This window comes from Flavobacterium sp. M31R6 (genome assembly GCF_013284035.1).
Taxonomy (GTDB): domain Bacteria; phylum Bacteroidota; class Bacteroidia; order Flavobacteriales; family Flavobacteriaceae; genus Flavobacterium.
Map to the genome: position 1 here is coordinate 1,124,009 of NZ_CP054141.1, position 23,191 is coordinate 1,147,199.

Annotated in this window: 17 protein-coding genes and 1 tRNA gene; 14 read left to right on the plus strand and 4 right to left on the minus strand. The window is 34.3% G+C overall.

Features of this window, described 5'->3' with window-relative positions:
- The first annotated feature begins 87 nt into the window (after nt 1–87).
- Nucleotides 88–1,323: a metallophosphoesterase gene (locus tag HQN62_RS04560; protein WP_116796230.1), complete on the plus strand. Its 1,236-nt coding sequence runs from the start codon at nt 88–90 to the stop codon at nt 1,321–1,323.
- 72 nt (nt 1,324–1,395) lie between these two features.
- Nucleotides 1,396–1,692: a thioredoxin family protein gene (locus HQN62_RS04565; RefSeq protein ID WP_077371545.1), complete on the plus strand. Its 297-nt coding sequence runs from the start codon at nt 1,396–1,398 to the stop codon at nt 1,690–1,692.
- Between the two features lie 14 nt (nt 1,693–1,706).
- Here the strand turns inward: HQN62_RS04565 and HQN62_RS04570 are convergent, their stop codons facing one another.
- Together HQN62_RS04570 and HQN62_RS04575 are read right to left on the minus strand one after the other, a co-directional pair.
- Nucleotides 1,707–2,357 (minus strand): polysaccharide deacetylase family protein, encoded by a 651-nt coding sequence (locus HQN62_RS04570; protein WP_173503485.1) that lies wholly within the window; start codon nt 2,355–2,357, stop codon nt 1,707–1,709.
- Between the two features lie 94 nt (nt 2,358–2,451).
- Nucleotides 2,452–5,727: a glycosyltransferase family 117 protein gene (locus HQN62_RS04575; protein WP_173503486.1), complete on the minus strand. Its 3,276-nt coding sequence runs from the start codon at nt 5,725–5,727 to the stop codon at nt 2,452–2,454.
- A gap of 262 nt (nt 5,728–5,989) precedes the next feature.
- On the opposite strand from HQN62_RS04575, the gene HQN62_RS04580 reads away from it, so the two are divergent.
- Nucleotides 5,990–6,060, plus strand: a tRNA-Gln gene (locus HQN62_RS04580).
- A 109-nt stretch (nt 6,061–6,169) separates the two neighbouring features.
- Here the strand turns inward: HQN62_RS04580 and HQN62_RS04585 are convergent.
- Nucleotides 6,170–6,994, minus strand: coding sequence for a universal stress protein (locus HQN62_RS04585; protein ID WP_173503487.1), 825 nt, complete (start codon nt 6,992–6,994; stop codon nt 6,170–6,172).
- 174 nt (nt 6,995–7,168) lie between these two features.
- Here HQN62_RS04585 and rimP point away from each other — a divergent pair, with 174 nt between their 5' ends.
- The 4 genes from rimP to HQN62_RS04605 all read left to right on the plus strand — a co-directional run bounded on the left by rimP (nt 7,169) and on the right by HQN62_RS04605 (nt 12,984).
- Nucleotides 7,169–7,633 (plus strand): ribosome assembly cofactor RimP, encoded by a 465-nt coding sequence (gene rimP, locus HQN62_RS04590; RefSeq protein WP_173503488.1) that lies wholly within the window; start codon nt 7,169–7,171, stop codon nt 7,631–7,633.
- 13 nt (nt 7,634–7,646) lie between these two features.
- Nucleotides 7,647–8,900, plus strand: coding sequence for a transcription termination factor NusA (gene nusA / locus HQN62_RS04595; protein ID WP_173503489.1), 1,254 nt, complete (start codon nt 7,647–7,649; stop codon nt 8,898–8,900).
- Nucleotides 8,901–8,990: 90 nt separating this feature from the next.
- Entirely contained in the window at nt 8,991–11,894 is a 2,904-nt protein-coding gene (gene infB, locus HQN62_RS04600) for a translation initiation factor IF-2 (RefSeq protein ID WP_173503490.1), read from the plus strand.
- A 334-nt stretch (nt 11,895–12,228) separates the two neighbouring features.
- Nucleotides 12,229–12,984 carry a 5'-methylthioadenosine/adenosylhomocysteine nucleosidase gene (locus tag HQN62_RS04605; protein WP_173503491.1) on the plus strand — a complete coding sequence of 252 codons (756 nt, stop codon included), beginning with the start codon at nt 12,229–12,231 and terminating at the stop codon, nt 12,982–12,984.
- Nucleotides 12,985–13,015: 31 nt separating this feature from the next.
- On the opposite strand, the gene HQN62_RS04610 is transcribed toward HQN62_RS04605, so the two are convergent.
- Nucleotides 13,016–13,405 (minus strand): SPOR domain-containing protein, encoded by a 390-nt coding sequence (locus tag HQN62_RS04610; protein ID WP_116796222.1) that lies wholly within the window; start codon nt 13,403–13,405, stop codon nt 13,016–13,018.
- Nucleotides 13,406–13,623: 218 nt separating this feature from the next.
- Here HQN62_RS04610 and HQN62_RS04615 point away from each other — a divergent pair, with 218 nt between their 5' ends.
- The 7 genes from HQN62_RS04615 (at nt 13,624) to HQN62_RS04645 (ending at nt 23,184) form a co-directional block, all read left to right on the plus strand.
- A complete protein-coding gene (locus tag HQN62_RS04615) occupies nt 13,624–14,958 on the plus strand; it encodes a cytochrome c3 family protein (protein ID WP_116796221.1) in 1,335 nt (444 codons plus the stop codon).
- A gap of 108 nt (nt 14,959–15,066) precedes the next feature.
- The gene (locus HQN62_RS04620; RefSeq protein ID WP_173503492.1) at nt 15,067–18,129 is read left to right on the plus strand and encodes a TAT-variant-translocated molybdopterin oxidoreductase; all 3,063 of its coding nucleotides are present in this window, start codon (nt 15,067–15,069) and stop codon (nt 18,127–18,129) included.
- 36 nt (nt 18,130–18,165) lie between these two features.
- The gene (nrfD, locus tag HQN62_RS04625) at nt 18,166–19,569 is read left to right on the plus strand and encodes an NrfD/PsrC family molybdoenzyme membrane anchor subunit (protein ID WP_111409728.1); all 1,404 of its coding nucleotides are present in this window, start codon (nt 18,166–18,168) and stop codon (nt 19,567–19,569) included.
- On the plus strand, nt 19,562–20,086 hold the full coding sequence (locus HQN62_RS04630; RefSeq protein ID WP_116796219.1) for a DUF3341 domain-containing protein: 525 nt from the start codon (nt 19,562–19,564) through the stop codon (nt 20,084–20,086). The genes nrfD and HQN62_RS04630 overlap by 8 nt, the downstream gene beginning before the upstream one ends.
- 7 nt (nt 20,087–20,093) lie before the next feature.
- The gene (locus tag HQN62_RS04635) at nt 20,094–20,642 is read left to right on the plus strand and encodes a c-type cytochrome (RefSeq protein WP_116798392.1); all 549 of its coding nucleotides are present in this window, start codon (nt 20,094–20,096) and stop codon (nt 20,640–20,642) included.
- Between the two features lie 30 nt (nt 20,643–20,672).
- Entirely contained in the window at nt 20,673–22,001 is a 1,329-nt protein-coding gene (locus HQN62_RS04640; RefSeq protein WP_173503493.1) for a quinol:cytochrome C oxidoreductase, read from the plus strand.
- A gap of 19 nt (nt 22,002–22,020) precedes the next feature.
- Nucleotides 22,021–23,184 (plus strand): cytochrome c oxidase subunit II, encoded by a 1,164-nt coding sequence (locus HQN62_RS04645; protein ID WP_173503494.1) that lies wholly within the window; start codon nt 22,021–22,023, stop codon nt 23,182–23,184.
- Nucleotides 23,185–23,191 lie beyond the last annotated feature (7 nt).

Genomic DNA, 23,191 nt, shown 5'->3' on the forward strand with positions numbered 1-23,191 from the left:
TACTCCCTTTTTTTGCGTTAAAATTATGGTAATATGGGTATTTAGCATTTTCAATAGTTGTTACTTTGTATAAAATTTTATAAAATAATGATCTTACGTTTATTCTTTATAGGTGCTATTCTTTTTGTTATTGAGCTTTATGCTTTTCAGGCAATTAAAACTTTAATTAAATTGAAATGGCTGCTGATTTCTTATCAAATAATAAGCCTTTTTCTTTTTGTATTTATCCTTTATTCTTTCACGCAATTTGACCGTTCAGTTGGGCAAACCAAGCAGACGATGTTTACTATGGGCTTGTTGCTGGTGGTTTATCTTCCTAAAATTGTAATGACGGTAATTCTTTTGGGAGAAGATGTATTCCGACTGGCAGCGGGGTCAATCAATTATTTTATTGATAATAATAGTAATTCCGATTTTTTGCCTTCCAGACGTAAATTTGTTAGTCAAATAGGTTTAGGGTTGGCTGCCATTCCTTTTTTATCGCTAATTTATGGAATATTTGAAGGGAAGTATAATTATAAAGTCATAAAGCAAGCGATACATTTTCCGGATTTGCCCGATGCTTTCGATGGCTTTACAATTACCCAAATTTCAGATGTACATAGCGGTAGTTTTGATAATCCTGAGAAGATTAATTACGCTATTGATTTGGTGAATGCCCAGAATTCTGACATGATATTATTTACGGGTGATATTGTTAATACACATGCCAAGGAAATGCATCCCTGGATTGAAACTTTTAACAGGATTGATAAACATGAATATGGTAAGTTTTCGGTTCTTGGAAATCATGATTATGGAGAATATGTGACTTGGCCAACACAAGCCGCCAAGGATAAAAATTTTGAGGACATAAAAAAGTTATACGGTCAAATAGGATTTCAACTGTTATTGAATGAACATACTTTTATCGAAAAAGACGGCGATAAAATTGCATTGGTTGGAGTAGAAAATTGGGGTAAAAATTTCAAACAGGCTGGTGATTTAAAGAAAGCAGCACAACATTTGAGTAAGGAGGATTTTAAAATCTTAATGAGTCATGATCCAAGCCATTGGAATGAAGTGGTTCAGTACGACGATAAGCATTTTCATTTAACCTTGTCTGGACATACTCACGGAATGCAATTTGGGATTGAAATTCCAGGTTTTTTTAAGTGGAGTTTGGCTCAATATGTTTACAAACAATGGGCGGGATTATACGAAAATTTGGGGAGATATGTGTATGTAAATCGTGGTTTTGGATTTCATGCCTATCCTGGCAGGGTTGGGATTATGCCGGAAATCACAGTAATTCAACTAATAAAGAGTAAAAAATTAGCATAATTAGTTTAAAATGCTAAATTTGCAGGATGATATCTCTTTTCGAAAGTAATAGAAATTAAATATTTTGGTTTTATGTCAAAATTTGGAGAACTTATAAATACTCAAGTTCCTGTGTTAATAGATTTTTACACAGATTGGAACGAATCTTCGGTATCGATGCATCCTGTTATAAAAGATGTAGCAGCGGCGCTTGGTGACAAAGTAAAGGTAATCAAGATAGACGTTGACAAAAATCAAGAATTAGCTGATGCTTTACGCATAAAAGGCTTGCCTACTTTGATGATTTATAAAGAAGGTATGATGATCTGGAGACAGTCTGGTGAGTTGGATGCCAATACTTTAATCGGAATAGTGCAAGAGCAATTGTAATCTTTGGTTTTAGATTATTGAATTACTTCAAAAGTAAATCCCCTCTGTTTTAATATTTCCAAAGATCTTGGGAGTGTGTATTCTAAGTTTTTGAATGCTTTTACACTGTCATGGAATACAATTATACTTCCCGATTCTACATTTTGCAATACATTTTCCAGACATTTTTCTGGTGTTATGGTTTGGTCAAAATCAGCGCTAAGTACATCCCACATGATTATTTTATAACCTAATTGTTGCAATTTTTTGGATTGCGAGTTTTTTATTTTGCCGTAAGGTGGACGAAAAATTTTAGATTTTAGATTGGAGATTTTAGGTTGCAGATTTAAGATTTCCGATTCGCACAAGGCAATATTGTATAAATAGTCTTCGGTTGGTGTATTCCATCCTTTCAAATGATTGTAGGTATGATTTCCAATGGAATGGCCTTCTTCTATGGTTTTGAAAAAAATCTCTCCGTGATTGTTTATGTTTTTTCCAATGCAGAAAAATGTGGCTTTTGCGTTGTATTTTTTTAGTTCTTTCAATACCCATTCTGTGATCTCAGGAGTTGGACCATCGTCAAAAGTGAGGTAGATTTTATTCTCCACATTTGGAATGTCCCAAATGTAATTGGAGAATATTTTTTTAATAAAGTTATTTGTTTTAATCCAATAGGGTTTCATAATTCAATAGCACAATTCACTGCAATTTAAACAAAAAAATGCAGTGCTTTTTTAATTGCACTGCATTTTTAAGTGATGATTTTAATCTTGACACTTATTCTTTTTTGCGTCCAAATCGAGCAAATATTTCAATATAAGTATTGAAAGTTTTTTTGCTTGAATTGTAATAATCAATGTCTTTACTGTCTTTCATCACAATCAATAAACCTCTGTAGCGTTCTAAGTCAGTTATGATTTCAATACTGATGCTAGATTGTTCAGATGGAGCTAATTTGGCATAATAATTAAGGTTCTCCTTGTATTTTTGCATTAGTTTATCCAATAAGTCATGAGCTTTTGCTTTTTCTCCAACATCATAATATCCTTTTGCGAATGGCTCTACAAGTGAATAGTAGCCAAACTTTTCCAAAGGCATTTTTGTCATAGCCAAATCAATGATGTTTTTCGCTTTGTCAATCTTTCCTTCAGCAATGAGTTTGTTCATCAAGCGAGACAAATTCATTCTGTAAGTAAGACTTTCTCTGCGGGTTTCAGGATCGTGGTATATTTTGTCACTTTCGCTATTACCCCAGTCCCATTTCATTACTTTATTATACATATTATCTGCATCAATTCGACCCATATCCATTTGACCTGAATCTTCTGGCAATGCCGTTTTTATTGGAACTAATTTGTAAACCATCCCTTCTAATTGAAGATAGTCTTTCATCCATAAATAATCTTCGGCATCAAAAGCTCCTCCACTAAAATACACCGGTCTTTTCCAATTGTTGTTGTTAATTAGATCGAGCATCATTAACCTGTTTTTATAGATGGCGCTTCCTTTGATGTCAATGTCGATGTACGGAACAATAGAATCGCTAAGTTTAGGATCAACCACTTTATTCTTTAGGATATTTGCTTTGTCTATCGGAATTCTGATTTTATTTGTTGGGAAGAAATGTATGGTTTGCCCGTTTTGCATTTCTACTGTAGATCTTGGGTCTTTTATAAATTTTATAAAAGCATTTAAATCCCAACGGCTTTCGGTTTTTTGAATGTGTGCTACATAGTCAAGTTTGTCTCCAACGTATTCATCATGTGTAAATGATATCGGTAAAGCTTCAGACTGGTACGCTTTTCTTTTCATTTGATCAATATACCAGTCTGTCATGAATAAGCTGGTGTTAACAATCTTAATGTCGGTACGAATGCCTTCTATTTCTTGAGCATACCAAAGCGGGAAAGTGTCGTTATCCCCAATTGTGAATAAAATCGCGTTAGGGTCACAGGATTCAAGATAGGCTTTTGCCATTGCAGTAGCGGTATATTTTCCAGAACGGTCATGGTCATCCCAGTTTTGGTATGCCATAAGCATTGGCGCAGCCAATAAACATCCACCGATAAGCAGTGGTCCGGCAATTTTTGGAGCAAGGTATTTTTGTGCACTTTCATACAATGCATATACTCCGAATCCAATCCAAATCGCAAATACGTAAAACGAACCTACTAAGGCATAGTCTCTTTCGCGAGGTTCAAATGGTCGTTCGTTTAAGTAGATCTTCAATGCAATCCCCAAGAAAAGGAAAAGAGCCAATAAAACATAGAAGCTTTTTCTGTCTTTGCTTGCATGATACATGATTCCGATAAGACCAAGTATAAACGGTAAGAAGAAATACACGTTTCTGCCTTTGTTATTTAAAACATCAGAAGGTAGGTTTTCTTGTGAGCCTAAATGTAAGTTGTCAAGGAATGTAATTCCGCTTATCCAGTTTCCATCCAGATAATCATATCTTCCTTGTTCGTCGTTTTGTCTTCCAACAAAATTCCACATCAAATATCTCCAATACATATAGCCAAATTGGTATTCAAACATAAAGCTGAAATTGTCAGCAGTAGTTGGCTTTTCAATGATTAAATAATCTCCATAATGTTTTAGGAAAGAAACATAACCTTCATTGTCGATCTGTTTTTGAGCATAGGCTTGTCTGAACTCGGCTATCGTTTTTTCAGTTTCGTTTTTTAATTGAGCAATAGCTTTATTGTAATCTTCCTCGCTTAATTTACTTGGATCCAATCCGTATTTTGCTAAATCCTCTTCATAAGGATAGTCAGGATTCATTCTAAATGCTGGTGGATTCGTGAAATTAATGTAGTTTTCGATATGTTCTGTGCTCCACATTCTTGGCAAAATAGTTTTTTGATTATCATCACTATTTTGTTCTGCTTTTATGTAGTTGTTTACAATAACATATTTCCCGGTTTTATAATCTCTCTCGTAATTAGGAGCTTTGTCTAAATACGGATTGTTAGGATCTAATCCTGCAAAAGCTTCTGTGTATTGTGGGCCATAAAATAATGGATTTACACCATATTGCTCTCTGTTGTAATAAGCAAGAACTTCGGCAGCATCGGATGGTTTATTTTCGTTAATAACCGTATTTGAATTGGCGCGAATTGGTAACATTAACCAAGTTGAGAATCCAATTAGGATAAAAAGAACGCATAAAATAAGGGTATTATAATGTATTAATCCTTTTTTATGGGTGTAGTTTAAACCAAAATAAAAGAAAGCTATAAGAAGCAGAGTTACAAAAATGGTTCCTGAATTAAAAGGCAATCCCATTGAATTAACCATGAAAACTTCGGTTTTACCAAAGAATGCCATCGTTAAAGGAAGTAATAATTTGAATATAAAAAGTAAAACAGAAACAACAACAATATTCGCTATAATGAAGTTTTTAACAGTGACTACTTTATAGTTTTTGAAAAAATATAAAAATCCTATTGCAGGAATTGTCAATAGAGACATAAAGTGTACCCCAAAAGACAATCCAACTACCAAAGAAATTAAAAGAAGCCATCTGTTTCCTCTGGGAGTGTTCATGTCTTGTTCCCAGCGCAATCCTAACCATAACAGTAAAGAGATTAATAAGGTAGCCATCGCGTAAACTTCAGCTTCAACAGCATTGAACCAAAAACTATCCGAGAAGGTGTATGCTAAAGCACCAACTAAAGAACTTCCAAGGATTACAATCGAATTGTTTGTGTTGATTTCTGAATATTGTCCAATTATTTTTTTTAGTATCATTGTTGATGACCAAAACATAAATAATATAGTAAACGCACTGGAAAATACAGAAGTCATATTCACCATTAAAGCAATGTGCTCTTTATCCATGGCAAACATCGCAAAAAAAGCACCAATCATTTGGAATAATGGGGCTCCTGGTGGGTGGCCAACCTCAAGTTTGGCGGCTGTAGCGATATATTCACCACAATCCCAAAAACTCATTGTGGGTTCAACAGTAAGTGTATAAGTTATTAGTGCGATTGAAAAGGCAAGCCAACCTGTAATTGTATTCCATTTGTTGAAATTGAATGATGTCATATACTAGTCTTCTGTTTTTTTATATGTTTTAAAAAGTGTTACAAAGAAAATGTTTTTTTTTTTAAAGTTAAGTCGCATTATTATAATTTTATTGAAAATAATCGTTTTGGTAAATGCTTTGTCTTTCAGTATTTTAATCAGATTTTGTTTTTTAAATTGAAATTTGTTTCATTTTTTTTGAAGAAAAAGGCAAAAAAAGTTTGCACAGCTTGGAATTTGTTTTAAATTTGCACTCGCTTAGCAGAAATGTTAGCAACAAAGCTGGTCTATGGTGTAATGGTAACACAACTGTTTTTGGTGCAGTCTTTCTAGGTTCGAGTCCTAGTAGACCAACGGAAGCCCTTCAAAATTGAGGGGCTTTTTTTATGGTATTAATTGAAGTGTTAATATGTGAAAAAAAGAAAGCCTCTCAAAATTTGAGAGGCTTTCTTTGTGTTGAGAATTATATTCTAAATGTTAATACGGGTTTTGTGGCGTGATTTACCAAATCTTCTGAGATGCTTCCGGCAAAAAAATGGTTAAGGCCGGTTCTTCCATGAGTGCAAAATGCGATCAAGTCGGCATCTTTTTCATTGGAATAGTTGATTATTCCTTTTTCTACATTGTTTTCGTTGTATATTTCAAATGAGTATTCAGGCATGTCAAAATCAGCTACAAAATCGGTAACTATTTTGCGTGCGGCCGAAGTGCTTTTGAAGCTATTTGGCGTGCAAATCATTACCAGATTTAGTTTTGATCCAAATAATTTGGTAAAATCAAGCATTTTTTGAAATGGTTTTTTGATTTCTTTTGAAAAATCGGAAGCAAAAATGATGTTTTGGATTTTGAAATTATTTATTTTGCTTTTAATAACCAAAACAGGGGTTTCTGATTGTCTTACTACTTTTTCAGTATTCGATCCAATGATGATTTCGTTGATTCCGGTTGCTCCATGTGAACCCATAACAATGAGGTCTATGTCGTTTTGTTTGATGTAATTGTTTATTCCGTGATAAGCTCCATCAAGTCGTACTACTTCGGTAATTTTGATGCCAGCCAGATAAGGACGGTTTTTGATGTTTTTTAATGTTTCTTCTGCTTTACGTTTGAATAACATTACCTCTGGTATGCTTGTTCCTCCTGTTAAGGCGTCATTCATTTGACCTGGTAGTTCAAGCATATGGAGTAAAATGATTTCACAGTCGTTTTTTTTTGCAATTTCTGCGCCAACTTCTATTGCTTCATCAGCATATTTAGAGAAGTCAGTGGGAATTAAAATTCTTTTCATGGTGTTCGGGGTTTGATTTATCAGTAAAACTGTGCTAATTTAATAGATTAAAGATATAAAATTTTTTAATAGTAATCAATTTTTTTGATTTATAAAAAAACACTATATTTGCACCGTTATTTATTAATATACTAGATAATGAGGCACGCATAGCGTGCCTCTTTTTATAAAGATATGACATTTAAAGAAAAAGTAAAGCAAGTATTAGAAGAGGCTCTTCTTGAAAAACCATCTGTTTTTTTAATTGACCTGACCATTACGGACAGTTTTAAGATTATTATTGGTATTGATGGGGATAATGGTGTGGTTTTGCAAGACTGTATTGATATAAGTCGTGCTGTTGAGAATAATTTAGATAGAGAAGAACAGGATTACTCTTTAGAAGTGGCTTCTGTTGGAGTAGGTTCTCCTTTAAAATTGGTTAGACAGTATAAAAAAAATATAGGTAGAACATTAATCGTTAAGACGAATACAGAAAATATTGAAGCAGAATTAGTTGAAGCTAATGATCTTTTTATAATTTTGTCGTGGAAAGCTAGAGAACCCAAAAAAATTGGTAAAGGAAAAGAGACGGTTCAAAAAGAACAACAAATTCCTTACTCAGATATTAAAGAAGCAATTGTTACAGTAACATTTTAATTAAAGAATTCGCATGGAAAATTTAGCATTAATCGATTCATTTTCAGAGTTTAAAGATGATAAACTTATTGATCGTGTAACGCTTATGGCAATTTTGGAAGATGTATTTAGAAATGCATTGAAGAAAAAATACGGTTCAGATGATAATTTCGATATCATTATAAATCCTGATAAAGGAGATATGGAGATTTGGAGAAGAAGGGTAATCGTTGCTGACGAGGATTTGGATTTTGAAAATGAGGAAATTACATTAACTGAAGCTAGAAAAATAGAAGCCGATTTTGAAATTGGTGAAGAGGTTTCTGAAGAAGTTAAGCTGATAGATTTAGGTAGAAGAGCGATATTGGCTTTAAGACAAAACTTAATTTCAAAAATACACGAACACGATAATACTAATCTTTACAAACAGTTTAAAGATATTATTGGTGATATTTACACAGCGGAAGTACATCATGTACGTCCAAGAGTTGTAATTTTGGTGGATGATGATGGAAACGAAATCATTTTACCAAAAGAAAAACAAATCCCTTCAGATTTCTTCCGTAAAGGTGATAATGTGAGAGGTATAATTGAAAGCGTTGAACTAAAAGGAAATAAACCTCAGATTATTATGTCTAGAACTTCAGATAAGTTCTTGGAGAAATTGTTTGAGCAAGAAATACCGGAAGTTTTTGACGGTTTGATTATGGTTAAAAATGTTGTGAGAATTCCAGGTGAAAAAGCAAAAGTAGCTGTTGATTCTTATGATGATCGTATTGATCCGGTTGGTGCCTGTGTAGGTATGAAAGGGTCGCGTATTCATGGAATTGTTCGTGAATTAGGAAATGAAAATATTGATGTAATCAATTATACTAGCAATATTCAATTGTATATTACTAGAGCATTAAGTCCTGCTAAAGTTTCTTCAATCAAAATTAATGAAGAGACAAAAAGAGCTGAAGTGTTTTTGAAATTGGAAGAAGTTTCTAAAGCAATCGGTAGAGGAGGTCATAATATTCGTTTGGCTGGTTTGTTAACTGGTTATGAATTGGATGTAATACGTGAAGGTGATGTAGCTGGTGCGATTGCAGATGATGACGATGTTGAATTGACTGAGTTCTCAGATGAGATAGAAGAGTGGGTAATTGAAGAATTTGCAAAAATTGGGTTGGATACTGCTAAAAGTATTTTGAAACATAATGTGGATGATTTAGTTAGAAGAACAGACCTAGAAGAGGAAACGATTCTAGATGTAATGAGAATATTAAATGAAGAGTTTGATAGTTAACATGCTATTAATTCCTCATATAAAATAAATTTCTATTTTTATTATAAAATATAAATAGAACAACGAATAAGGTAAAAATAAAAAGGTTTTATGTCTGAAGAGAGAATTATTAGAATAAACAAGGTTTTAAGGGAATTAAATATTTCGTTAGAAAGAGCTGTGGATTATCTAAAAGATAAGGGTATTGCTATTGAGTCAAACCCAAACACAAAAATTTCTGAACAGGAATTTAATATCCTACAAAGTCAGTTTGCAGGCGACAAGGGGAATAAAGAAGCTTCGAAAGAAGTGAGTGAGGAGAAAAGGAAAGAGAAAGAAGCGTTGCGTATTGAGCGTGAAAAAGAAGTTGAAGACAAACGTAAATTAGAAGAAGATCGTTTGAAACAACAAGAAGTTATAAAAGCTAGAGCTGTTTTGTCGGGTCCAGTACAAGTTGGTAAAATTGATCTTAATCCTAAAAAGCCTACTGTCACTCCAGATCCTGTTGTTGCTGAAAAAGTAATTGCTCCTAAAGAGGTAGTTCCTGAAGACAAACCTGTTCTAAAAGAAGAAGTTAAAAAAGAAGCTGTTGAGAATGTTATAAAAACTGACTCTCCAGTAGAAAAAGTTAAAAAAGAGATCCCAACTTCTGAGGTAAAAGATAAACCAAAGTTTAAGGAGGTTAAAAATGTTGAGAAGCCAGAAGCGGTAACAGAGAAAAAAACTGAAGCAACTTCAGGTGAAGCTCCGGTTGAAGAATCTATCACGACTCAGTATCAAAAACTTTCTGGTGCAACTTTAACGGGTCAAGTTATTGATTTGTCTCAATTCAATAAACCGAAAAAGAAAAAAGAAGATCCAAAAATTACGCCTAATAAGCCTGGGGCTCCTGGAGCGGCTGGTGCTAATAATGCTAATAAAAATAAACGTAAAAGAATTGCTCCAAAGCCAGGTGCGCCTAGACCGCCTGCTACTCCTGGAGTTCCTGGAGCGCCAAATCCAAATAAAATCACTCCAAACACTGGAGGTGGTGGTTTCAATGCAAATAGAAGTGCAAGACCAGGATTTGTAAAAGGAAATCGACCTGCAATTGTTGCAAAAGTGGAGCCTACCGAGGAAGAGGTTAAAAACCAAATCCGTGAAACTTTGGAGAAACTTCAAGGTAAAGGAGGTAAATCTAAAGCTGCAAAATACAGAAGAGATAAAAGAGATACACACCGTCAGAAATCTGATGATGAGCAAAGAGCTTTAGACGAAGGAAGTAAAACAATCAAAGTTACTGAGTTTGTTACTGTAGGTGAAATTGCAATCATGATGGATGTGCCAATTACTAAAGTAATCGGTACTTGTATGTCACTTGGAATCATGGTTACCATGAACCAACGTTTGGATGCTGAAACATTAACTATTGTTGCAGATGAATTTGGTTATGATGTTGAGTTTATTACTGTAGATATCGAAGAAGCTATTCAAGTTGTTGAAGACAAAGAAGAAGATTTAGTATTCAGAGCTCCTATTGTAACTGTAATGGGTCACGTCGATCACGGTAAAACATCTTTACTGGATTACATCCGTAAAGAAAATGTTATCGCTGGTGAATCCGGAGGAATTACACAACACATTGGTGCCTACGGAGTAACTTTAGATAATGGTCAAAAAATTGCATTTTTAGATACACCAGGTCACGAAGCTTTTACTGCGATGCGTGCTCGTGGTGCTCAAGTTACAGATATTGCAATTATTGTGATTGCTGCAGATGATGATATCATGCCGCAAACTAAAGAGGCTATTTCTCATGCTCAAGCAGCGGGAGTACCTATTATTTTTGCAATCAATAAAATTGATAAACCAAATGCTAATCCTGAAAAAGTAAAAGAAAGATTGGCGGGTATGAACCTTTTGGTAGAAGATTGGGGTGGAAAAATTCAATCTCATGATATCTCTGCAAAAGTGGGTACAGGTGTTAAAGAGTTGTTAGAAAAAGTATTGCTAGAAGCTGAAATTTTAGATTTGAAATCGAATCCAAATAAAGCGGCTCAAGGAACAGTTGTTGAAGCTTTCTTGGATAAAGGAAAAGGATATGTTTCTACTATATTAGTACAACATGGTACTCTTAAAATTGGAGACTATATGTTGGCTGGAAAACATCATGGTAAAATTAAAGCCATGCATGATGAAAGAGGTAATATAGTTACTGTTGCAGGTCCTTCGACTCCGGTTTCTGTTTTAGGTCTTGATGGTGCAGCTACTGCCGGGGATAAATTCAATATTTTTGAAGACGAAAAAGAAGCAAAACAAATTGCTGCAAAACGTTCTCAATTAATGCGTGAACAATCAGTACGTACTCAACGTCATATTACATTAGATGAAATTGGACGTAGAATTGCATTGGGTCAATTTAAAGAATTGAACATAATCCTTAAAGGGGATGTGGATGGTTCTGTTGAGGCATTGTCTGATTCGTTCTCTAAATTATCTACTGAAGAAATCCAAATTAACATTATACACAAAGGAGTTGGTGCGATTACAGAAACTGACGTTATGTTGGCTTCTGCTTCTGATGCAATCATTATCGGATTTAACGTTCGTCCTGCTGGAAATGCTAGACAATTGGCTGATAAAGAAGAAATCGATATCCGTTATTACTCTATTATCTATGCAGCTATCGATGATTTGAAAGATGCAATGGAAGGAATGTTAGCTCCTGAAATGAAAGAAGAAGTACTTGGTACTGCTGAGATCAGAGAGATATTCAAAATTTCTAAAGTTGGTTCTATCGCAGGATGTATGGTTATGGATGGTAAAATTGCCAAAAATGCCAAAATCAGAATTATCAGAGAAGGTGTGGTTGTATTCACAGGTGAACTACTTGCATTGAAACGTTTCAAAGACGATGTGAAAGAAGTGGCTAAAGGATATGATTGTGGTATTCAAATAAAAGGTTACAATGATATTGAAGAAAGAGATGTTATTGAAGCATACCATGAAGTTGCAATCAAAAAGAAATTGAAATAAGATTTTATAGATCTATAATTAAAAATCCCAATTCGTTGGGATTTTTTTGTTTAGGTAATGATCGTTTTGTTGTTTGTTAATTTAAAAATTGACAATAAGTTGAAGTTGAATATTTGTTTTTAGGAGCAGAAAGATTTGGCTTTTTTGTAATGATGGTTTCCTGCTGTCCTTCCAAATCTTTTGTGAACTTTGTCAAAGTTTAAAACTTTGACAAAGTTCACAAAAGGATTTTCCCTCCCATCAGGGCTAAGGGGAAAAATTTTACTTTTTTGCCATCATCCAAAAAAAGATAAAAAGTAATAATCGAATTCAGATTTAAAACAAAATGCAGTATATGAATAGAATTGGAATTCTTGGCGCAATGCCCGAGGAGATAAGTGGTGTTGTTTCTTTGTTAAAAGACAAAACGGAAGTCGTAAAGGGAATGCGTACCTATTATTTAGGGACAATAAATGATATTGAAGTAGTTGTCGTTTTTTCTCGTTGGGGAAAAGTGGCTTCAGCTACAACTGTTACCCATTTAATTATTGAGTTTGGAATAACGGAATTATTTTTTACTGGAGTTGCAGGTGCTATTCATCCAGATTTAAATATTGGTGATGTTGTTATAGCTAACAGTTTAATTCAGCATGATTTGGATGCACGTCCCATAATGAAGAGGTTTGAAATTCCTTTATTGGGGAAAACAATACTTTGTCCTCCAAAAGAGATGTTGGATAAGGCAGTAGAGAGTATCGATGAATTGATAAGGGATGAGAGTTTAATTCATTTGCTTTCGCCAAAACAAAGAGAGAAGTTTTCTTTATCGAATCCCAAAATGGTTGTTGGTCAAATTGCCAGTGGAGACCGTTTCTTTGCAAGTCATGAAGACAAAGAAGGTCTTTTGGTAATGCTTCCTGAAGTTTTATGTGTTGAGATGGAAGGTGCTGCAGTAGCACAAGTTTGTTTTGAATACAATATACCTTATGTTATAATTCGGACTATTTCAGATGAGGCAAATGATAATTCTGTGGTCGATTTTAAAGAATTTATATCTCAGATAGCTTCACGGTTTGGAGTTGAAATAGTAAAAAAAATGCTAAAAAAATAGCCCTTTTAAGGGCTATTTTTTGTTAGAAACATTATTTACTTGGTTTTATTAAAAACACATTTTTATATTTCTTTTGGATGTCAATAAGATTCCTTTCGGCTTCCATTCGAGTTCTGAAATTACCAACCCAAACTTTGTAATTTGGTGTATTGAAAATAATAGTTCCATCTAAGTTTTTAAATTCTTGGCGAAATTCGTTTAAAGTTTTTTTGGCGCTTTCACTTGCTCCATTGAAAATTTGAATTTTATAACGATCGGAATAAGATAAATTTGAGTTGGATTTTCTTTTTTCATTCAACAATTGCTCAAATTTGGGGTCTTGATTTACGCTTAAATTGGAGTTCTGAGCTGTTATTCTGGTTGTTGTTATTAAAAATAAAGTAAATAGCAACAGTGCTTTAAGGTTTCTTAAAAATCTCATAATGTGATTATTTATTCTGCAAAAATAGTTTTTTAACAGGAAATCGTAATAGTTTTGTTATTTAGATTTAATATAAATTATAATTAAGATTATTTTAAGGTTTTGAGAATAGTTCTTAAGTCGTATTTTTGTGCAAGTTTTTAAATAAGGTTCGTTTTGTCTTCTATTTTTTTAGAATACAAGCGAACAATTTTTTAGTAGATAATCAATATATTAATATGAAAAAGGTGGGTAACCATAATTCGAATTCAAGGAAATTATTTTTAAGCTTAGCATTGATGTTGAGTATTTCCGTAGCTTCATTTGCTCAGGATGCAGCTCCGGTTGCAGCTGCTGCAACTACAGCAGCTCCAGCGGCGAGTTCTGGAGGTGATGCGGCAAAAGGTAAAGAGCTTTTTAATGCCAATTGTGCAGCATGTCACAAATTAGATGCTAAATCTACGGGTCCAGCTCTTAGAGATGTTATTTCAAGACATGAAATTTCTTGGATTTATAAGTGGGTTCACAATAGTTCGGATTTAATTAAATCTGGTGATGCTGCTGCTGTCAAAGTTTTTGAGGCAAATAACAAAATTCCAATGACTGCATTTCCTCAGTTGTCTGAAGGAGATATTGATAATATTATTGCTTATACATCTGAGCCAAAAGCTGCTGCTCCTGCCGCAGCTGCTGGTGCTTCTGCCGCTGTGCCTGGTACAGTTCAAGAAGAGGGGATTTCTAATAATGTAATATTAGGTGCTTTGTCATTAGTGATGGCGATACTAATAGTGATGTTGGTTTTGGTCAACAACGTATTAAGAAAGGTGGCTGCTGCAAACGGAATTGAAGTAGTTGCAAAAGAGCCTACTTTGCCTATTTGGAAAGCATTTGTTAAAAATCAGTTTTTAGTTTTGGTTTCTGCTATATTCTTATTGCTTTCAGGAGCTTATTTAGTATATGGATTTTTAATGCAAGTTGGTGTAGATCAAAACTACGAGCCAATTCAGCCAATACACTACTCTCATAGAATTCATGCTGGTGATAATGAAATCAACTGTAAATATTGTCACTCTGCTTCTCGTGTAAGTAAGAACGCAGGTATTCCTTCTTTGAATGTTTGTATGAACTGTCATAAAAGTATTAGCGAGGTTGCTGAAACTACTGCGACTCCGGAATACAGCAAAGCTTTTTATGATGAGCAAATCCAGAAATTGTATAAAGCTGTGGGATGGGATGCAACTTCTCAATCATACACTGGAAAAACTGAGCCTGTAAAATGGGTTCGTATTCATAATTTACCTGACTTTGTTTATTTTAATCACTCACAACACGTTACTGTAGCTGGTATTGAATGTCAAACATGTCACGGTCCGGTTCAAGAATTCGAAGTCATGAAACAATTCTCTCCGCTTACAATGGGATGGTGTGTTAATTGCCATAGAAAAACTGATGTTAAAATGGAAGGTAATGAGTATTACACAAAAATACACGAAGAGCTTTCTAAAAAATATGGTGTAGATAAGTTAACCGCTGCTCAAATGGGTGGATTGGAATGTGGTAAATGTCACTACTAAAAAAGGTTTAAAGTTTTAAGATTAAAGTTGCCTTTGTGTGACTTGAAACTTGAGACAAAGAAAACTTGAAACTAAAAAAAATTATTAAGATTAATATTTATATATAATATGTCATCAAACAAAAAATACTGGAAAAGTGTTGAAGAACTAGACGGAAATAGTTCTATTGTTGAGGCGCTTAGAAATAACGAATTTGTTGAAGAGATTCCTACAGATGAATTTTTAGGGAATGAAGCAGCTTTGTCTTCTTCTTCAACTACACGTCGTGACTTTTTAAAGTACGTTGGTTTTAGTACAGCGGCAGCTTCTCTAGCTGCGTGCGAAGGTCCTGTGCATTTGTCAATTCCTTATGTGTTACAACCAGAACAAATTATTCCTGGAGTAGCGGATTATTATGCAACTTCGGTTTTTGATGGATTTGATTTCGCAAACCTTTTGGTAAAAACGCGTGAAGGTCGTCCAATTAAAATAGATAATAACACTATTGCTGGAGCTAAGTTTGCAGCTAATGCTAGAATTCATGGTTCGATATTGTCATTGTATGATAATATGCGTTTGAAAGAGCCTAAGCTTGATGCTAAAAATGCTTCTTGGTCTGCAGTTGATTCAAAAATCAAATCTAGTATTGTTGATGCTAAAGCAAAAGGTGGGCAAGTAGTATTTTTGACAAATACATTGGCAAGCCCTTCTACCGAAAAATTAATTGCTGATTTTATCGCCAAGAATCCAAATGCAAAACATGTAATATATGATGCTGTTTCTTCTTCAGAAGCTTTAGATGCTTTTGAAACTGTTTATGGAGAAAGAGCTTTAGTGGATTATGATTTTTCTAAAGCTTCGGTTATTGTTTCTGTTGGAGCTGATTTCCTTGGTGATTGGCAAGGTGGAGGATATGACTCCGGTTATGCTAAAGGAAGAATCCCATCTGGTGCTGTTGGAAAGAAAACAATATCAAAACACATACAATTAGAGTCTAATATGACTTTATCTGGTGCTGCAGCTGATAAGCGTGTTGCTATGTCAACCGCTAATCAAAAACAAGCATTAGTTCAAATATATAATGTTGTTACTGGATCCTCTGTAGCAACTTCATTGGATGCTGCTTTCAAAGCAGATGTAATTAAAGCAGCTCAACAATTGAAAGCTGCTGGATCTAAAGGAGTTTTAGTATCAGGTATTCAAGATAAAAATGCTCAATTATTAGTTCTTGCTATCAATCAAGTTTTGGCAAGTGAAGCTTTTACAACTTCTGGAACTAGACAAATCCGTAAAGGATCTAATGAGAAGGTTGCTCAATTAGTAAAAGATATGAATGCTGGAAGTGTCCATACTTTAATTATGAGTGGTGTTAATCCAGTTTATACTTTAGCAGACAGTAAATTATTTGTTGAAGGATTGAAAAAAGTAAAAACTTCTGTTTCGTTGTCGTTAAAAGAAGACGAAACTGCTTCATTGTCTACAATTGCTGCACCAGTTCCTCATTATTTGGAAGCTTGGGGAGATCTAGCTTTGACAAAAGGAACTTATAGTATTACTCAACCTACTATTCGTCCATTATTCAATACAAAACAATTTCAAGATATTTTATTGTCTATAAACGGAATTCCTGGAACGTACTATGATTATTTGAGAGCGTTTGCAGCTTCAGTGATTGTGGGTTCATCTTGGAATAAAGTTTTACATGACGGTGTTTATGTAGGTGTTGTGCCTACATCTGCAGCTGGTACTGTTGATTACAATGGTGCTGCAAACACATTGGCTCAAGCCAAATCTACCGGTATTGAATTGGTATTGTATACTAAAACAGGAATGGGAGATGGTCAACAAGCTAATAACCCATGGTTGCAAGAGTTCCCAGATCCGTTGACAAGAGTATCTTGGGATAATTATGTTACTGTTTCTAATGCGGATGCTAAGAAATGGGGATTGACAAATGAAATCGTTGCTAATGGCGGATTAAATGGTAGCTATGTTACTTTGACCGCTAACGGTGTAAAACTTGAAAATGTTCCTGTAATTGTTCAACCAGGTCAAGCTGTTGGGACTGTGGGGATGGCTTTAGGATATGGCCGTAAAGCAGCTTTAAAGGAAGAAATGCAAGTAGGTATTAATGCTTACGCTTTATATAGTGGATTTAATAATGTACAATCTGTTTCAATAGTGAAAGCAGACGGTGAACACGAATTTGCTTGTGTTCAAGGTCAAAAAACATTAATGGGAAGAGGAGATATCATTAAAGAAACTACTCTTGAAATTTTCAATACTAAAGATGCTGAATTTTGGAATGAAAAACCAATGGTTTCTTTAGATCACAAAGAAGTTGAAGCTACTTCGGTAGATTTATGGGGTTCATTTGATCGTTCTACTGGACATCACTTTAATCTTTCTATTGATTTGAATGCTTGTACTGGATGTGGGGCTTGTGTAATTGCATGTCATGCTGAGAACAACGTTCCTGTAGTTGGTAAATCTGAAGTAAGAAGAAGTAGAGATATGCACTGGTTGCGTATTGACAGATACTATTCTTCTGAAAGTACTTTTGCAGGGGATGATGAAAGAAAAGAAAATATTGCTGGTTTATCTAGTTCATTATCTACTTTTAATGAAATGGAAAAAGCGGGCGATAATCCACAAGTTTCTTTCCAACCTGTAATGTGTCAACATTGTAATCACGCTCCTTGTGAGACTGTTTGTCCAGTTGCTGCAACTTCACACGGTCGTCAAGGTCAAAATCAAATGGCTTATAACAGATGTGTTGGTACTCGTTACTGTGCTAACAACTGTCCTTATAAAGTACGTCGTTTCAACTGGTTCTTATATAACAAAAACAGTGAATTTGATTATCATATGAATGATGATTTAGGACGTATGGTTTTAAATCCAGATGTTAACGTTCGTTCTCGTGGAGTAATGGAAAAATGTTCAATGTGTATTCAAATGACACAAGCAACAATTTTGAAAGCTAAAAACGAAGGAAGAACGATTAAAGATGGTGAATTCCAAACTGCTTGTTCAAATGCTTGTTCTACTGGAGCAATGATATTTGGAGATGTAAATGATAAAGAAGCGGCTGTTACTAAATTGGCAGAAGACGAAAGAAGTTATCATTTATTGGAGCATGTTGGAACAAAACCAAATGTTGTATACCACGTTAAAGTTAGAAATACCTAGTACAAAAATTATTAATTAAGAATCAAATAAAGGATTATGTCGTCTCACTACGAAGCAGCCATTAGAAAACCCTTAGTTATAGGTGATAAATCTTATCACGATATAACTGTTGATGTAGCCGCACCTATCGAAGGTAAAGCAAATAAACAATGGTGGATTGTATTTACAATTGCATTAACAGCTTTCCTTTGGGGATTAGGCTGTATTATATACACAGTGTCCACAGGTATCGGTACTTGGGGATTGAATAAAACAGTTGGTTGGGCTTGGGATATTACTAACTTCGTTTGGTGGGTTGGTATTGGTCACGCAGGAACTCTTATCTCTGCTGTACTTTTATTATTCCGTCAACGATGGAGAATGGCGATTAACCGTTCTGCAGAGGCGATGACAATTTTCTCTGTAATCCAAGCAGGTTTATTTCCAATTATACACATGGGACGTCCTTGGTTGGCGTATTGGGTATTACCAATTCCAAATCAATTTGGATCTCTTTGGGTGAATTTTAATTCTCCATTACTTTGGGACGTATTCGCTATCTCAACTTATCTTTCGGTATCGTTGGTTTTCTGGTGGACTGGATTGTTACCTGACTTTGCAATGTTGCGCGATAGAGCTATCACACCTTTTAATAAAAGAGTTTATTCTATCCTAAGTTTTGGGTGGAGTGGTAGAGCTAAAGATTGGCAACGTTTTGAAGAAGTTTCATTAGTTCTAGCAGGTTTGGCGACTCCTCTTGTACTTTCTGTGCATACTATCGTATCGATGGACTTTGCTACTTCTGTTATTCCAGGATGGCATACTACAATTTTCCCTCCATACTTTGTTGCTGGAGCTGTTTTCTCCGGATTTGCAATGGTGAACACTTTGCTTATCATTATGAGAAAAGTTTCTAATCTTGAAGCTTACATTACTATTCAACATATCGAATTGATGAACATTGTAATTATGATTACTGGTTCCATCGTTGGGGTTGCTTATATTACTGAGTTGTTTATCGCTTGGTATTCTGGAGTAGAGTATGAGCAATATGCTTTCTTGAACAGAGCAACTGGACCTTATGCTTGGGCATATTGGGCTATGATGACCTGTAACGTGTTCTCTCCGCAATTTATGTGGTTCAAAAAATTAAGAACAAGTATTATGTTTTCTTTCATTATTTCAATTGTTGTAAACATTGGAATGTGGTTTGAAAGATTTGTAATTATCGTAACTTCATTACATAGAGATTATTTACCATCTTCATGGACTATGTTCTCTCCGACATTTGTAGATATTGGAATTTTTATCGGGACAATAGGTTTCTTCTTTGTGTTATTCTTATTGTATGCAAGAACATTTCCTGTTATTGCGCAAGCCGAGGTTAAAACAATATTGAAAGCTACAGGAGAACATTATATTAAAGAAAGAGAAGCTAATAAACATTCACATCATGAGTAATAAAGTTATATACGCCATTTATAATGACGATGATATTTTGATGGATGCCGTAAAAAAGACACGTGCAGCTCATCACCATATTGAAGAAGTATTTACGCCTTTCCCAGTTCACGGATTGGACAAAGCAATGGGACTTGCACCTACACGTTTAGCGATATGTGCTTTTATCTATGGTTTGTGTGGTTTGTCTTTTGGTACTTGGATGATGAATTATATTATGATTCAAGACTGGCCTCAAGATATTGGAGGTAAGCCAAGTTTCAGTTATATTGATAATATGCCAGCTTTTGTGCCTATTATGTTTGAAGAAACGGTATTTTTTGCAGCTCACTTAATGGTTATTACTTTTTATATGAGAAGTAGATTGTGGCCGTTTAAAGAAGCTGAAAATCCTGATGTAAGAACTACTGACGATCATTTTTTGATGGAAGTAGCGATTAACAATAACGAAGAAGAATTAGTTTCTTTCTTTGAAGGTACTGGGGCAGTAGAAGTTAAAGTAATTGAAAAGCATTAATTGTAATATGAAAAGTTTATATAAAATAACGCTTGTATTGGGTTTAATGATATTGGTGTCGTCATGTCATAGTAATGATAAGCCAAATTATCAATATATGCCTAATATGTATGAAGCAGTGAGTGGAGAAACTTATGCTTCAGCTCCAGTTGATGTATTTAAAAACGGTAAAGAAGGTCAGCTTCCTGCTGTTGGTTCAATAAATAGAGGTTTTGAGCCGTTCGAATATGAAAATACTCCAGAAGGATATGCTTTGGCTAAAGCCAATTTAAAATCTCCTTTAGATTCTTTAGATAGAGATTCTGGTAAAGGAAAAGAGCTTTTTGAGATTTATTGCATTAGCTGTCACGGTGCTGCTGGTGATGGTAAAGGAAAATTAGTTGAAAGAGAAAAATTTCTTGGTGTTCCTAATTATAAAGACAGAGAAATTACTGAAGGTAGTATTTTTTATGTGGAAACTTATGGTTTAAATGCTATGGGTTCACATGCTAATCAAATGAGTGCACACGAACGTTGGTTAGTTGCTGACTATGTTCTTAAACTAAAAGCACAATAATAATTGTTGAACAAACTGATCGTAATAGATATGTATACATTTTCAAGTAAATTAAAAACTTTTTCTTTCGTCTTAATGGCTGTTGGTCTTTTGGGAATTGGATATGGTTTTTTAACTGCACCTAAAGATATTCAAGATGTTGAAAAAATACTTGCTGCTGATGCTCACGGTAGTCATCATGAGGCAAGTAGCGAATCTGAAGGAGCTCACGCAGTTTCTGCTGAAGCAAAAGTGAAAGCTGAAGCCGAACATACAGAACATTTAACTCATGTTTTGCATCAATTAGAAAATAAACCATGGTCTGCATTATATGTAGCCTGTATTTTCTTTATGTTACTTTCTTTAGGAACATTAGTTTTTTATGGTATTCAACAAGTAGCACAAGCAGGTTGGTCTCCTGTTCTTTTTAGAGTGATGCAGGGAATTACTGCCTACTTACCTGTAGGGTCGGTTATTTTCTTTATATTTTTAATTTTATGCGGCTTACATTTTAATCATTTGTTTATTTGGTTAGATCCTGAAGTAGTTGCTCATGATAAAATTATTGCCAATAAATCTGGGTATTTAAATTTTCCTTTTTGGATTGTTAGAGCCGCTATCTTTTTAGCAGGTTGGAATGCCTACAGATATTTTTCAAGAAAAAATTGTTTGGCTCAAGATGAATCAGATGATAATAGTTTCTATAAAAAGAATTTTAACATATCAGCTATGTTCTTAGTATTCTTTATTGTTTCAGAATCTATTATGTCTTGGGACTGGATTATGTCTTTAGATCCTCACTGGTCTAGTACACTTTTTGGATGGTATGTATTTGCTAGCTTCTTTGTAAGTGGTATTACTATGATTGCCATGGTGACTATTTATCTAAAATCTAGAGGGTATTTAGAAAATGTAAACACAAGTCATATCCATGATTTGGCTAAGTTTATGTTTGGTATCAGCGTATTTTGGACTTACTTATGGTTTTCTCAATTTATGTTGATATGGTATGCTAATATACCTGAAGAGATTACTTATTTTGTGATGAGAATTCAAGTTTATAATTTACCTTTCTTTGGTGCTGTTGTTATGAATTTCTTGTTTCCAGTTTTAATTTTGATTAATACTGATTTCAAAAGAATCACTTGGATTTTGGTTATGGCTGGTATTGTAATTTTGTTAGGTCATTATATTGACTTCTTTAATATGATTATGCCGGGTACCGTTGGTGGTAGTTGGTTTATCGGTGTTTCAGAAATTGCATCCGTTTTATTCTTTCTTGGATTATTTATTTTTGTTGTCTTCTCAGCATTAACTAAAGCTCCTTTGTTACCAAAAAGAAATCCATATATAGAAGAGAGTAAACATTTTCATTATTAATATTTAAAGAGATAAACAGATGACAAGTTTGTTGGTAATTATAGTTTTAGTTTTATTGGCTGTTGCTGTTTGGCAATTGACGAAAATATTCGATTTAACACAAGTTGCTTCGACTTCGGACAATTCCCAAATTGCAACCGACGATGACAATAATGTGCAAGGGTATTTGATGTTTGGTTTCTTAGCCTTCATCTATATCTTTACAATTTACGGAGTTTATACATGGGGACCATTAGTTCTGCATACTCCTGCATCTGAACATGGTGCTTTGATTGACAACCTGATGAATATCACTTGGGTATTGATTTTTACTGTTCAGGCAATTACTCAAGTTCTATTACACTACTTTGCTTTCAAATACAGAGGTAATAAGGATAAAAGAGCCTTGTATTTTGCAGACAATAATAAATTGGAAGCAATCTGGAGCGTTATCCCTGCTGTTGTATTAGCTGGTTTGATTCTTTACGGTCTTTATGCATGGACAAATATCATGTTTATTGATGAAGATGAAGATACAGTTGTTATTGAGTTATATGCTCAGCAATTTAAATGGACTGCAAGGTATGCTGGAGCTGATAATGTTTTAGGGAAAGCAAATGTTAGATTGATCGAAGGAGTTAATACTCTTGGAGTTGATTTATCAGATCCATATGCTCAAGACGATATTGTAGTTTCTGAATTGCATATTCCTAAAGGCAAGAAGATTCACTTTAAGATGAGATCTCAAGATGTGTTGCACTCAGCGTACTTCCCTTATTTTAGAGCTCAAATGAACTGTGTACCAGGGATGGTTACTGAGTTTGCTTTTACTCCAATTTATACTACTGCTGAGTATCAAGCTTTACCATTCATGATTGAAAAAGTAGCTAATATTAATGCTATTAGAGCTAAAAAAAGCTTAGAATTGGTAGCTAAAGGTGAAACTGGTTTAGATCCTTACACTTTTGATTATTTGTTATTATGTAACAAAATTTGTGGAGCTTCTCACTATAACATGCAAATGAAAGTTGTAGTTGATACTCCTGAGGATTATAAAAAATGGTTAGGCGAAAAAACTACTTTAGTTAGCGAAGTAAAAGCTTCTAAAGCTGAACCAGCTGCTCCAGATGCAGCTTCAGCTCCAGGAAAAGATTCAACTCTTGCAAAAGATACTGCAGCTGTTGCGAAAATAGCTATGAAATAATTATTAA

Coding starts and splice junctions, on each gene's coding strand:
- HQN62_RS04640 (WP_173503493.1), top strand. CDS start 20,673: ATGTATACATTTTCAAGTAAATTAAAAACTTTTTCTTTCGTCTTAATG.
- HQN62_RS04575 (WP_173503486.1), bottom strand. CDS start 5,727: ATGACATCATTCAATTTCAACAAATGGAATACAATTACAGGTTGGCTT.
- infB (WP_173503490.1), top strand. CDS start 8,991: ATGTCTGAAGAGAGAATTATTAGAATAAACAAGGTTTTAAGGGAATTA.
- HQN62_RS04570 (WP_173503485.1), bottom strand. CDS start 2,357: ATGAAACCCTATTGGATTAAAACAAATAACTTTATTAAAAAAATATTC.
- HQN62_RS04560 (WP_116796230.1), top strand. CDS start 88: ATGATCTTACGTTTATTCTTTATAGGTGCTATTCTTTTTGTTATTGAG.
- HQN62_RS04615 (WP_116796221.1), top strand. CDS start 13,624: ATGAAAAAGGTGGGTAACCATAATTCGAATTCAAGGAAATTATTTTTA.
- nusA (WP_173503489.1), top strand. CDS start 7,647: ATGGAAAATTTAGCATTAATCGATTCATTTTCAGAGTTTAAAGATGAT.
- HQN62_RS04620 (WP_173503492.1), top strand. CDS start 15,067: ATGTCATCAAACAAAAAATACTGGAAAAGTGTTGAAGAACTAGACGGA.
- HQN62_RS04610 (WP_116796222.1), bottom strand. CDS start 13,405: ATGAGATTTTTAAGAAACCTTAAAGCACTGTTGCTATTTACTTTATTT.
- nrfD (WP_111409728.1), top strand. CDS start 18,166: ATGTCGTCTCACTACGAAGCAGCCATTAGAAAACCCTTAGTTATAGGT.
- HQN62_RS04645 (WP_173503494.1), top strand. CDS start 22,021: ATGACAAGTTTGTTGGTAATTATAGTTTTAGTTTTATTGGCTGTTGCT.
- HQN62_RS04565 (WP_077371545.1), top strand. CDS start 1,396: ATGTCAAAATTTGGAGAACTTATAAATACTCAAGTTCCTGTGTTAATA.
- HQN62_RS04635 (WP_116798392.1), top strand. CDS start 20,094: ATGAAAAGTTTATATAAAATAACGCTTGTATTGGGTTTAATGATATTG.
- rimP (WP_173503488.1), top strand. CDS start 7,169: ATGACATTTAAAGAAAAAGTAAAGCAAGTATTAGAAGAGGCTCTTCTT.
- HQN62_RS04585 (WP_173503487.1), bottom strand. CDS start 6,994: ATGAAAAGAATTTTAATTCCCACTGACTTCTCTAAATATGCTGATGAA.
- HQN62_RS04630 (WP_116796219.1), top strand. CDS start 19,562: ATGAGTAATAAAGTTATATACGCCATTTATAATGACGATGATATTTTG.
- HQN62_RS04605 (WP_173503491.1), top strand. CDS start 12,229: ATGAATAGAATTGGAATTCTTGGCGCAATGCCCGAGGAGATAAGTGGT.